Source organism: Tessaracoccus lapidicaptus (genome assembly GCF_001693815.1).
Taxonomy (GTDB): domain Bacteria; phylum Actinomycetota; class Actinomycetes; order Propionibacteriales; family Propionibacteriaceae; genus Arachnia; species Arachnia lapidicapta.
The window spans coordinates 178,938-191,034 of the sequence record NZ_MBQD01000021.1 but is presented as its reverse complement, the minus strand read 5'-3'; the positions used below and the strand labels follow the sequence as shown (position 1 = coordinate 191,034).

Annotated in this window: 10 protein-coding genes; 4 read left to right on the top strand and 6 right to left on the bottom strand. The window is 71.7% G+C overall.

The genetic code is table 11. The annotated features are described in order from the left end of the window. Positions 1 to 34: 34 nt before the first annotated feature. Positions 35 to 2,275 carry a maltose alpha-D-glucosyltransferase gene (treS, locus tag BCR15_RS07885; RefSeq protein WP_228383448.1) on the bottom strand — a complete coding sequence of 747 codons (2,241 nt, stop codon included), beginning with the start codon at positions 2,273 to 2,275 and terminating at the stop codon, positions 35 to 37. A 110-nt stretch (positions 2,276 to 2,385) separates the two neighbouring features. On the opposite strand from treS, the gene clpB reads away from it, so the two are divergent. After that, complete coding sequence (clpB, locus tag BCR15_RS07880; protein WP_068751648.1) at positions 2,386 to 4,956, top strand: ATP-dependent chaperone ClpB; 2,571 nt, start codon at positions 2,386 to 2,388, stop codon at positions 4,954 to 4,956. Between the two features lie 59 nt (positions 4,957 to 5,015). On the opposite strand, the gene BCR15_RS07875 is transcribed toward clpB, so the two are convergent. Both BCR15_RS07875 and BCR15_RS07870 read right to left on the bottom strand, forming a co-directional pair. Further along, complete coding sequence (locus tag BCR15_RS07875) at positions 5,016 to 5,642, bottom strand: DUF1707 SHOCT-like domain-containing protein (RefSeq protein WP_068751647.1); 627 nt, start codon at positions 5,640 to 5,642, stop codon at positions 5,016 to 5,018. Between the two features lie 46 nt (positions 5,643 to 5,688). Beyond that, a complete protein-coding gene (locus BCR15_RS07870; protein ID WP_061613549.1) occupies positions 5,689 to 6,063 on the bottom strand; it encodes a hypothetical protein in 375 nt (124 codons plus the stop codon). A gap of 83 nt (positions 6,064 to 6,146) precedes the next feature. Here BCR15_RS07870 and pdxH point away from each other — a divergent pair, with 83 nt between their 5' ends. Beyond that, a complete protein-coding gene (gene pdxH / locus BCR15_RS07865) occupies positions 6,147 to 6,791 on the top strand; it encodes a pyridoxamine 5'-phosphate oxidase (RefSeq protein WP_068751646.1) in 645 nt (214 codons plus the stop codon). 1 nt (position 6,792) lies between these two features. Here the strand turns inward: pdxH and BCR15_RS07860 are convergent, their stop codons facing one another. The 3 genes from BCR15_RS07860 to BCR15_RS07850 all read right to left on the bottom strand — a co-directional run bounded on the left by BCR15_RS07860 (position 6,793) and on the right by BCR15_RS07850 (position 10,686). Beyond that, positions 6,793 to 7,800: a PQQ-dependent sugar dehydrogenase gene (locus BCR15_RS07860; RefSeq protein ID WP_256094517.1), complete on the bottom strand. Its 1,008-nt coding sequence runs from the start codon at positions 7,798 to 7,800 to the stop codon at positions 6,793 to 6,795. 432 nt (positions 7,801 to 8,232) lie between these two features. Then, a complete protein-coding gene (locus BCR15_RS07855) occupies positions 8,233 to 9,267 on the bottom strand; it encodes a zinc-dependent alcohol dehydrogenase family protein (RefSeq protein ID WP_068751644.1) in 1,035 nt (344 codons plus the stop codon). 111 nt (positions 9,268 to 9,378) lie between these two features. Continuing rightward, the gene (locus BCR15_RS07850) at positions 9,379 to 10,686 is read right to left on the bottom strand and encodes an MATE family efflux transporter (protein ID WP_068751643.1); all 1,308 of its coding nucleotides are present in this window, start codon (positions 10,684 to 10,686) and stop codon (positions 9,379 to 9,381) included. 36 nt (positions 10,687 to 10,722) lie between these two features. On the opposite strand from BCR15_RS07850, the gene BCR15_RS07845 reads away from it, so the two are divergent. Both BCR15_RS07845 and BCR15_RS07840 read left to right on the top strand, forming a co-directional pair. Beyond that, a complete protein-coding gene (locus tag BCR15_RS07845) occupies positions 10,723 to 11,526 on the top strand; it encodes a spermidine synthase (RefSeq protein WP_068751642.1) in 804 nt (267 codons plus the stop codon). Positions 11,527 to 11,530: 4 nt separating this feature from the next. After that, complete coding sequence (locus tag BCR15_RS07840; RefSeq protein WP_068751641.1) at positions 11,531 to 12,079, top strand: histidine phosphatase family protein; 549 nt, start codon at positions 11,531 to 11,533, stop codon at positions 12,077 to 12,079. Positions 12,080 to 12,097 lie beyond the last annotated feature (18 nt).

The following is a 12,097-nucleotide window of genomic DNA, read 5'->3' as shown; positions in this document are numbered from 1 at the left end:
GATTGTGTCACCAGGCGGGACCGCGCTGGGGGGTTCAGTCGCGGATGATCATCGCCAGACCGCCGAACGCAGGCAGGTCGACGGTGAAGCCGCCCAGGTCGTCGACGGTGCCCACCTTGCGGCGCGTGCTGAGGTCGAAGACGCGGCCCGCCGGAAGGAAGTCCGACTGCACTCTGGCCTCGATGCGGTCCCCACCGAAGTTCAGCGCGGTGATCTGCACCGCCCCGATCTCCAGCTCGTTCACCAGCACCAGTAGCGCCCGGTGGCCCACCTCGGGGACGTCCAGCAGGCGCCCGGTCGCGAGCCCGTTGCGTTTGCGGACCTTGAGGATCGCCGCCAGCCGCGACGCGAAGGACGTGTCCTTCTTCAGCTGCTCCGGCAGCGGCCCGTAGAGCGTGCGGGCCCGCGGCATGCCCGACGGCGACTTCTTCGCCTCGGGCGCCACGCCGAGGATGTCGTAGGCGCCGCGCTCGATCCATCGGGTGTCGCCGGTGCTGATCAGGCTCTTGACCGCGTCGCGCTCCAGCGGGAGGGCGCCGACCAGATCCCAGCCGGACAGGGCGAACACGCCCGGCTGCCAGGCGTTGTACATGCACAGCAGCAGGTGGGCGGAGGCGATGCGCCGGATGTCTGCGTCGGTGAGGGTGTCGAGGTCGGTGACGCCCAGGGACGCGGTGATGATCGACGCCGTGGTGCTGGCGATGCCGTTCTGGGTGAACACCGAGTTGTAGGGGGCCGCGGGCCCGGTCAGCAGGTCGCGCATCGTCTGCTGGATGTGTTCGGCCAGCTCGTGGCCCCGGTAGTCGACGCCGCCCAGGGTGTAGATGTCGTCGCGGTGGGCAGCCGCGAAGTGCACCAGCTCGTAGGTGAGCTCGTCGTGGTTCTGCATGGCGTGCACCAGCGAGGCCTGGTCCACGCCGATGTCCATGGCCTCCCGCAGGACCAGCCGCAGGAACTCGGTGTCGCCCGTGGCCAGGGAGAACTGCGCGGCCGGGCGCGTGATGAAGTCGTACGACAGGTCCGGGCCGACGGCGCTGGTGCGCTGGATGTCGTCGATGGCCAGGTTGAGTTCCTGGAACGTGAAGCCACCCACCTTGCGCACCATCGAGCCGATGAGCTGGTTGGCCGCCTGGGAGAGCGGGTGCCCCTCGGACCAGGCCGGCGACCGGTCGAAGGAGCGTTCGACGCCGAGGAACCCGTTGGCGTCGAGGCGCAGGCCGCCCGAGCCGAGGTCCAGCAGTGAGTGCAGCGCGTCGCCCATGACCAGACGCATCCCGGCGCAGGTGGGGTCCAGCCAGTTGATGGTGGGCTGGCCCTCCTTGAAGTAGTGCAGGTAGACCCAGCGCCGCAGCGTCCCCTTGTAGTCGCGGATGGGGGGCGTGACGGACCAGTTGGTCTCCTTCACGCCCGGCTCGTAGAAGATCACCCGCTGCAGTGCGCCGATGATGTAGCCCTCGTCCGCGAGGGCCAGCTCGGCCTCGGCCGTGAGGTTCACCGAGTCCCTGCCCTCGGGCACGTCGGGCAGCAGGTGCCACGCCGATTCCGGGATGTCGATCATGTGATAGATGCCCGGGTAGTCGCGGTAGTTGAGTTCGGCGAGGCGGAAGTCGGCGCCCTTGCCCGTGTGGCCGGGCACGATGTCGTCGATGATCGTGCCGTTGTGCCGGGCGGCGGTCTCGCACATGTCGCGGAACTCGTCCTCGGTGCCGAACAGCGGGTCGATCGCCATGGACATGCGGTCGAAGTGGCCGTCGACGCTGGGCGTCAGGTCCCAGCCGTCGAGTCCGCCGGCCAGCTTGACCGGGCCCGTGTGGACGGCGTCGATCCCGACGGCGGAGAATGCGTCCCACAACTCGGTCGCGCCCAGCGAGGACAGGAAGGACTGCCCCGGCGTCGTGATGTGCGACAGCGGGTAGGCGGTGTACCAGACGGAGGCCCGCTGCACGGCGGCCCGGGGATCCGGGTGCGCGTAGGGGTTGGACCACATGAGGTGTTTGCCGGCCAGCTGCCGCGACACCTTCTCGGCGTCGTGCAGCATCGACTGCTCCTCCAGCCACTCGACGTAGGCGCGGTTGGCGCCCGATGGTTCGAACGGGGGTGTGATCGGACTCTCGTCCACCTGGCGACGGCGGGCGCGGGGCCGCAGCCGGGCGGGACGGGCGGCGAACCGTGCCTCGTCGAAGCTGATCTCAGGCATCTCCTCCTCTGCGGAGTCGTCGACCGGGAGATCGGGGGCGACGGGCAGGTCGGCGGGGTCCTCGGTGCGCTTGATCACGGCTCCGAGGCTACCGGGCCGCCCCAGGGTCCGCGGGAATACCGGCTCCCGACATCAGGTTGAGTGAGGTAGACTCAACTTGCATTCCTGACTCTGAGGAGACCATCCGCATGAACACCGAGAAGCTCACGACGAAGTCCCGAGACGCCGTCACGGCGGCGGTCCGGCAGGCCCTCACGCACGGCAACCCGAACACCGAGCCCGTGCACCTGCTGCACGGACTCCTGCTGACCCCTGACAACACCGTCGGCGCGCTGCTCACGGCGGCCGGCGCGGATCCGGCGCAGGTCGACGCCGCGGCCGACGCGGCCATCGGCCGACTGCCCTCCACGAGCGGCTCGTCGGTGTCGCAGCCGGCGCTGTCCGGCCCGTTCGCGCGCGTCCTGGCCTCGGCCGAGACGCTGGCCGACTCGCTGGGCGACGACTTCGTCGCCACCGAGCACCTGCTGATCGGCCTGGCCATGGTGCCCTCCGACGCCAAGACCATCCTCGACCGCGCCGGAGTGACGGCCGAGGCCCTCAAGGAACGCTTCGAGGAGCTGCGCGGCGGCAAGCGTGTGACGTCGGCCGAGTCTGAGGGCGGCGAGTCCGCCCTCGACAAGTACTCGATCGACCTCACCGAGCGGGCGCGCTCCGGCAAGCTCGACCCGGTCATCGGGCGGGACTCCGAGATCCGCCGCGTCGTCCAGGTGCTGGCCCGGCGCACCAAGAACAATCCCGTCCTGATCGGTGAGCCCGGCGTCGGCAAGACCGCCGTCGTCGAGGGCCTCGCGCAGCGCCTCGTGGCCGGCGACGTCCCGGACTCGCTGAAGAACCGGCGCCTCGTCTCGCTCGACCTCGCGTCGATGGTGGCGGGGGCGAAGTACCGCGGCGAGTTCGAGGAGCGGCTCAAGGCCGTGCTCAACGAGATCCGCGACGCCGAGGGCCAGATCGTCACCTTCATCGACGAGTTGCACACCGTCGTCGGGGCGGGCGCGTCGGGTGAGGGCGCCATGGACGCGGGCAACATGCTCAAGCCGATGCTCGCGCGCGGTGAGCTGCGCATGATCGGCGCGACGACGCTCGACGAGTACCGGGAACGCATCGAGAAGGACCCGGCCCTGGAACGCCGCTTCCAGCAGGTCTACGTCGGTGAGCCGTCGGTCGACGACACCGTCGCGATCCTGCGCGGGCTCCGCGAGCGCTACGAGGCGCACCACAAGGTGCGCATCACCGATTCCGCGCTGGTGGCGGCCGCGTCCCTCTCGGATCGCTACATCACGTCTCGGCAGCTGCCGGACAAGGCCATCGACCTCGTCGACGAGGCCGCGTCGCGGCTGCGGATGGAGATCGACTCCTCGCCCGAGGAGATCGACATGCTCCGCCGCGACGTCGACCGGATGACGATGCAGGCGTTCCACCTCGAGAAGGAGGACGACGAGGCGTCGCGGGAGCGGCTGGCGGCGCTGCGCGCCGAGCTGGCCGACGCGCAGGAGAAGCTGCGCGGGCTCGAGGCCCGCTGGGAATCGGAGAAGAGCGGACTCAACCGCGTCGGCGACCTCAAGGAGCGCATCGACCAGCTCCGGGTCGAGGCGGATCGCGCCCAGCGTGAGGGCGACCTGACCCGGGCGTCGCAGATCCTCTACGGCGACATCCCCGCGGCCGAGCGAGAACTCGCCGAGGCGGAGGCCAGCGAGGACACGACGACGCAGATGGTCTCCGAGGAGGTCGGCGCGCCGGACATCGCCGAGGTGGTCGGCGCCTGGACGGGCATCCCCGTCGGCCGCCTGCTGCAGGGGGAGTCCGAGAAGCTGCTCCACATGGAGGAGCGGATCGGCGAGCGCCTGATCGGGCAGCGGGCCGCCGTCAAGGCGGTGTCGGACGCCGTGCGGCGGTCGCGGGCCGGGATCTCGGATCCCAACCGGCCCACGGGGTCGTTCCTGTTCCTCGGACCGACCGGTGTCGGCAAGACCGAGCTGGCCAAGGCGCTGGCCGATTTCCTCTTCGACGACGAGACGGCGCTGGTGCGCATCGACATGAGCGAGTACTCGGAGAAGCACTCCGTGGCGCGCCTCGTCGGGGCGCCTCCGGGCTACATCGGCTACGAGGAGGGCGGGCAGCTCACCGAGGCCGTGCGCCGTCGCCCCTACTCCGTCGTGTTGCTCGACGAGGTGGAGAAGGCGCATCCGGATCTGTTCAACATCCTGCTGCAGGTCCTCGACGACGGCCGCCTCACCGACGGCCAGGGTCGCACGGTCGACTTCCGCAACACGCTGCTCATCCTCACCTCGAACCTTGGGTCGCAGTTTATGGCGGACCAGCACATGGAGCCGGGGGAGAAGCGCAACGCCGTCATGGGGGTCGTGCGGCAGGCGTTCCGGCCGGAGTTCCTCAACCGGCTCGACGACGTCGTGCTCTTCGACGCGCTGACGACGGAGGAGCTGGGACAGATCGTCGACATCCAGATCGCCAAGCTCAACCGGCGGCTGGAGTCGCGGCGCATCTCGATCGACGTGTCGGCGGCGGCGAAGCAGTGGCTGGGAGAGGTGGGCTTCGACCCGGTCTACGGCGCCCGGCCGCTGCGCCGGCTCGTGCAGACCACCATCGAGGACCAGTTGGCGCGCGGGCTGCTCGCCGGTGAGATCCACGACGGGCAGACCGTCCGGTTCGACCGGGTGGGCGACGGGATCGCGCAGGTCTGAGCCGTTCCACGGAACCGGTCGCTGGTGGTGGGAACCCACCCGCGGCCGGTTCCGCCGTGTCAGCGGCCGATCTCGCGGCGCAGGGCGTCGACGGTCATCTTGGCGGTGTAGAGGTCCGCGCCGGTCAGCTCCCGGTAGCGCTTGACGGCGGAGATCGGGCGCCCGGCGCGGATCTCGTCGAGCAGTTCCTCGCGCTCGTAGAACGTCAAGGGGCGGGGCGGGGCGGACACGGCCGGCCGCCGGCGCTGCCGCTCGCGGTCGAGCGCCGGCGCGATGACCCAGATCCAGATGGCCACCGCGGGCAGGAGGAACCCCAGCCGCCCGCTGGACATCGTGGTCACCAGGATGGCGACCATGAGGATCCACCACTGTGAATACCAGGGCTTGCCGCCGTGCTGGCGCACCTCGGGGGTGTCGGGGGAGGCGCCGTAGGTCGGAGCGGGGGCCACCCAGCCCATGCCGGGCGCCGGGACCGCGGGGGTGGGCACATCCGGGGGCATGGGGCGGCGCCCCGGGAGGTCGGTGAACAGGACGCCGAGGTCACGCCAGGTGCGGGCCTCGAGCGCCCGCGACATCCGCTCGTTGAACTCGTCTGTGGTCAGCCGGCCGGCGGACATGTGCTCCTGCAGCAGCGTGATCGCTTCGTCGCGCTCGTGATCGCCGATGCGCATGTCCTCGTTGGCCATGCCACGAGCGTACTCCCGCCCTGCCGGAAGGCCGTCCGACCAGGGTCTACGGACGATCGACCGGGAAGATGGGGTCGTCGTCGGTGTTCGGATCGAAGAACCCGACCCCGTGCTTCGCGGCGAGGTTGCGTGCCGCCTCGACCGCCCGGCCGGTCTCGTCGTCGGGGCACTGCGCCAGCGTGAACGACGATCCGCACCGGTACGTCGTGGTCCCGTCGTCGGCGTCGGCGAGCGGGCCGTTGACGGGCGGGAAGCTCTGCGTGAAGTCGGAGTACCAGCTGCGCAGCGCGACCGTGCCGTTCTCGGGGTCGTCGAGATCGACCCCGGCGCCGCCGTAGCCGATGCCTTCGGTCCACGCGAGGAACGCGTCGACGTCGCGCGGCACGGAGTCGGGATCGAAGACCAGGATGTCGTAGCTCATGGGAACCTCCTGTGCTGGACGATAGCGGCTGCGAACAGGGTGGGGGACCGCCGGCGCGGATCCCTGGCTGGTTGGATGGAGGCATGAACACGACCCTGCGTGACATCCGCCGCGACTACGCCGGCGAGCCGCTGCCGGCGGACCTCACCGGCTTCGATCCGTGGGCATTCCTCGACGGCTGGCTCGCCGACGCGTTGGCCGCGCAGGAGCCCGAGCCCACCGCGATGACGGTGTCGACGGTGGGCGTCGACGGGCGTCCGCGCAGCCGGGTGCTGCTGCTCAAGGACGCGGGCCCGGCCGGGCTGACCTTCTTCTCCCACTACGACTCGCCGAAGGGCGAGGAGCTGGCCGCGACGCCCGCCGCCGCGGTCAACCTCTGGTGGCCGACCCTGATGCGGCAGGTGAGGGCGGTCGGCGCGGTCGAGAGGCTGACGGAGCGGGAGAACGAGGACTACTTCCGCAGCCGGCCGCGGGCCAGTCAGATCGGGGCGTGGGCGTCCCACCAGTCGCGCCCGCTGGGGTCGCGTGAGGAGTTGGCGGCCGCGGTCGAGGCCGCCGCGCGGCGCTTCGCCGACGACGCGGAGGTGCCCTGTCCGCCGTCGTGGGGCGGCTACCGCGTGCTGGTCGACGAGATCGAGTTCTGGCAGGGTCAGGCCAGTCGGCTCAACGACCGGGTATCCTGCCGGCGGCTCGCGGACGGCTGGCACGTGACGCGACTGCAGCCCTGACTCAGGCCGGGCGCAGCTCCAGCAGGCGGCCGCCGTCGCCGTCCTGCAGCAGCCAGATCGCGCCGTCGGGTGCCTGGGCCACAGCGCGGATCCGCGCCCCCATCGGCCAGGTCTCCGCGACGGTCGCCGACTCGCCCTCCAGGTCCACCCGGATCAGCGCCTCGCCGGACAGAGCGCCGAGGAAGGCGTCCCCGGACCAGGCCGGGAAGAGGTCGCCGTCGTAGATCAGCAGAGAGCCAGGGGAGACGCTGGGCGTCCAGAAAGCCTTCGGCGGCTCGAAGCCGTCGCCCGGCGCGTGGTCGGGGATGTCGCCGCCGCCGTAGTGCGAGCCGTTGGAGGCCTCCGGCCATCCGTAGTTCGCGCCGGCGACGATGAGGTTGAGCTCGTCACCGCCCTGCGGGCCCATCTCGGAGGCCCACAGCCGGCCGTCGGCGTCAAGGGCCAACCCCAGCGGGTTGCGGTGCCCGATGCTCCAGAACTGCGCCGCGACCCCTCCCTCGTCGGCCCAGGGGTTGCCGGGCGCCGGGGCACCGTCGAGTGTCAGGCGCACGATCTTGCCCAGGTTGCCGCCCATGTCCTGCGCCGGGTCGAACTTCTGGCGGTCCCCGGAGCTGACGACCAGGTGGTCGCCGTCGATGAGCAGGCGATGCGAGAAGTGGCCGTCGCCGTTGACCTTGGGGGTCTGCTCCCAGATGACGTCGACGCCGGTGAGGGCTGCCCCGGCCACGTCCAGTCGGCCGCGGCCGACCACGGCGCCTGAGCCCCCGTCGCCCCGCTCCACCCACGAGAGGTAGACGGTGCCGTCGTCGTCGAACGTGGGCCCGGGGATGATGTCGCCGAGGCCGCCCTGCCCCGCGACCGCCACGTCCGGGACGCCGCTGACCTCCCGCACGGCGCCGTCGGGATCGCGCAGCACGAGCGCCCCGCCACGTTGCGTGATCGCCATGGTGTCGGTGCCGGGCAGGAACGCCAGGGCCCAGGGCTCGTCGAACGCCTCATGCTCGGTCACGACGAACTCGTGCGTCGTCGGAACTGCTGATGTTGACGCGGATGAGGTGGCTGAGGGGGAGGGCCCGCCCGCGGCCGACGAGGAGGCGGGGCTCGAGGCGACGGTGCCGGCGGGGGTCGGGGAGTCTGCCGGGCCCGAACAGGCGGCGAGACCGGCGAGCGCGAGGGCGGCAGGGGCGAGTCGTCGCATGAGGTCGACGCTACCCGCCGCCCTCAAGCCGGTCGAGGAGTACGCGGAGTCACGTATTTCGCCGCAATGCCGAACAATGGCAGAAAGCGGCAGGCGCGCGTCCTCCCCGCTGGCTGAGGAGCGAGGAGCGCAGCGACGAGCCTCGAAGCCTGAGAAACGTGGGTTGACAGGGTCATGTTCTCGAGGCTTCGAGGCCGCTGCGCGGCACCTCAGCCAGCGGTGGGGAGGCCGCTGCGCGGCTCCTCAGCCAGCGGTGGGGGGAGTCAGCAGCACCTTGATCGCGCGACGCTCGTCCATCGCGGTGTAGCCCTCGGCCGCCCGATCCAGGGGGAGCGTGAGGTCGAACACCTTTCCCGGGTCGATCTCCCGGCGCCAGATCAGATCGATGAGGTCGGGCAGGAACCGGCGCACGGGCGCGGGCCCGCCGTGCAGGTGGACGCCCGAGAAGAACAGTTCCATGCCAGGGAGGCTGACGTCGTGCGTCACGCCCACGTAGCCGACATGCCCGCCCGCGCGGGTGGCGCGGATCGCCTGCAGCATCGACTCCTGCGTGCCGACCGCCTCGATCGTCGAGTGGGCACCCAGACCGTCGGTGAGTTCCTTGATGCGGGCGACACCCTCGTCGCCGCGCTCCTCGACGATGTCCGTCGCGCCGAACTCCCGGGCCAAGTCCTGCCGGTCCGCGTGCCGGCTCATGGCGATGACGCGCTCGGCGCCCAGCTGCCGGGCGGCCAGGATGCCCAGGAGGCCCACGGCGCCGTCTCCCACCACCGCGACCGTCTTCCCGGGTCCGGCCTCGGCCGCCACCGCGGCGAACCAGCCGGTGCCGAGCACATCGGAGGCGGCCAGCAGCGAGGGGACCAGGTCGTCGTCGGGCACGCCCGGGGTGGCCACCAGCGTGCCGTCGGCCAGCGGGACGCGCAGGTACTCCGACTGCGCGCCCGTCGACGCTGCAGCCTCGCGCTGCACGCAGTGCGTCTGATACCCCGAGGCGCAGATCTCGCACGTGTTGTCGGAGGCGAAGAAGGAGCCCACGACGAAGTCGCCGGGCTTGACCGTGCGCACGTCGCTTCCCACCTCCTCGACCACCCCGACGTACTCGTGGCCCATCGGCGTGGGCCCGGCCTGCTTCTCGATCCCGCGGTAGGGCCACAGGTCGGATCCGCAGATGCAGGAGGCCGTGACGCGCAGGATCGCGTCCGTGGGCTTGACGAGGGAGGGCCGCTCGCGGTCCTCGACGCGCACGTCGCCGTGGCCGTACATGATGACTCCACGCATGGATATCTCCTCAGTTCACGTGCGCGTGCCTGGTGCACACGCCACCAACCATCTCACCCCCTCACCGCGATCCGAGGGAGGCCCTGTCCTGCGGTGTACCGGCAGGACCCCTCAGCCGCCCAGCCGGAGCCAGCGGTCGCCGCGCGCCCGCAGCCCCAGCGTCACGGCGCGCGCACCCATGAAGACCACGGTGAACGCGATCCACAGCCACGTCAGCCCCTGCCGCCCCTGGGCCGCGGTCAGCGCGAGCAGCGCCACCGGCGCGTACGCCACCACGGTGACGACGCCCGCAGCAGCGAGGTAGCGGCCGTCGCCCGCGCCGATCAGCACGCCGTCGAGCAGGTAGACGTAGCCGGCCAGCGGCAGTGTCGCCGCGACGATGACGAGCAGCCACGCGACCAGTGCCCGCACGTCGTCGTCGGGCGCGAAGAAGGCCGCGACAGGCTGGCGCAGCAGCGCCGCGGCGACGCCGATGACCCCACCCGCTGCGACCGACCACCAGGTCATCAGGCGGGTCGACGAGCGGGCCTCCCCCGCGTCGCCCGCGCCGAGAGCCGTGCCGATGATGGTCTGGCCGGCGATCGCGAGCGCGTCGAGCGCGTACGCCATGAGCCCCCACACCTGCATGACCACATGGTGCGCCGCCAGGCCGGCCGCACCCTGCGCGGCCGCGACGTACGTGGTGATGAGCAGCGCGATCCGCAGTGTCACCGTGCGCAGCAGGAGGGGCGTCCCGACGGCCAGGCTTCCGGCCATGCCTCGCCGTGACGGCCGCATCCGCGCGCCGGCCCGGCGGGCCTGGAGAGCCACGAGGGCGGTGGCGGTGGCTCCCAAGGTCGTCTCGGCGGCCGCGGTGCCGAGCGCGGCGCCGGCGATGCCCATCCCGAGCCCGAACACCAGGGCGGCGTTGAGGACGAGGTTGAGGGCCGCGCTGCCGATGGACAGCACGAGCGGGGTCCTGGCGTCGGCGAGGCCCCGGAAGGTGCCGGTGGCCGCGAGCATGACGAGCATGCCGGGCAGCCCCGGAATGGACCAGCGCAGGTAGGTCACCGCCTGGGTGCGCACCTCCCCGTCGGCGCCGAGGGCCGTGGCCAGCCACGGCGCCGCAGCCCAGACGAGCACGCCGACGACGGCGCCGAGGAGGGCCGCCAACCACATGGCCTGCACGCCCAGCCCGATGCCGTCGGCGCGCTGTCCCGCTCCGATCCGGCGGGCCACGACCGCCGTCGACCCGTACGCGAGGAAGATCATCAGCCCGGTGACGGTCGTCAGCAGGCCGCTGCCGATCCCCAGACCGGCCAGCGGCACCGTGCCCAGGTGTCCGACGATCCACGTGTCCGCGAGCATCATGAGCGGCTGAGCCACCAGCGCGGCGAAGGCGGGCACGGCGAGGGCGAGGATGCGACGGGAGATGCTCATGGCGAGCCGGAGTCTACGCGGGCTAGGCTCGGGCGAATGGAGCGCCTCATCCCCGACCGGGACACCCCGGGCGCGTTCTGGGTGCGCTTCGGCCTGACGTCGCAGTCCTGGGTCGACCCCGCCCGGCCCGACTTCCTGGCGTTCGAGTACGTCCAGCACATCGCCATGGTGCTCGACCACACCGTCCTCGGCGCCCCCGCCGACCGGCGCCTGCGGATCGTCCACCTGGGCGGGGCGGGCATGTCGATCCCGCGATGGGTGGCGTGGCGCCGCCCGGGGACGGCGCAGGTCGTGTGCGAACCCGATGTCGAGCTCACCGACGAGGTGCGGCGCAAGATCCCCTTGCCGTCGCGCTCCGGCATCAAGGTGCGCGACGTCGATGGGCGGGCGGGACTGTCCGCGATGCCCGAGGCGTGGGCCGATGTGGTGATCGTCGACGCCTTCGACGGCTCCCAGGTGCCGGGGGAACTGGCGACGGCCGAGTGCCTCGACGAGCTGCGGCGTGTCGGGCGCGAGGAGGCGGTGGTGATCTACAACGTCACGGACCGTGCTCCGTTCGCCTGGGCCAAGCGCCTCGCGGCCGGGCTGGCCGAGCGTTGGCCACACCTGATCATCGGCATGGAACCGGTGGTGCAGAAGGGCAAGCGGTTCGGCAACATGGTCCTGGCGGCCGCCGACACCCGGCCGGATATCGCCGGCATCGAGCGGGCCTCGGCTGGCCTCACCGTCGGATACCGCTGGATCAGCGGCCGGTCCGCGAGGTCCTGGCCCGGGGGCGCGGAGCCCTACCACGACGGCGCGGCGGAGCCGTCGCCCGGGCCGACGGGCCGCGGGTGGTGAGGCGGTGATCCTGCACCTGGTGCGGCACGGCCAGTCGACGTGGAACCTGGAGCGCCGCCTGCAGGGCCAACGGATGGATGTCCCGCTCACGGCGCTCGGCCTCCGCCAGGCCGAGGCGGCGGCCCGGGTCCTCGACGGCGTGCCGTTGACGGGGGTGGTCGCCTCGGATCAGCTGCGCGCAGTCCAGACCGCGGAGGTCATCGCGGCGCGGCACGGCGCCCCGTTGCGCACGAGCGCGCTGCTGCGGGAACAGGCGTTGGGGTCGCTGGAGGGGATGAGCTACGACGACCTGACCGAGGAACCCGTGCCGGACGGCCTCCACATCAGTGAGGTGCGCTGGGGCGGGGGAGAATCGGTGGCCGAGGTGCACGGCCGGCTCAGCGCGTTCGTCGCCGAGCTGCGATCGGGCCACAGCCACGACGAACACCTGGCCGTCGTCTCGCACGGCGACACGCTGCGCATCCTCCTCGCGGTCCTGGCCGGCCGGGGCCACCGCGACGTCGCGTGGGTGGAGTTCGCCAACGGCCAGGTCGTGTCGGTGCCGACGGGTTAGGTTGGGACGACACCGACA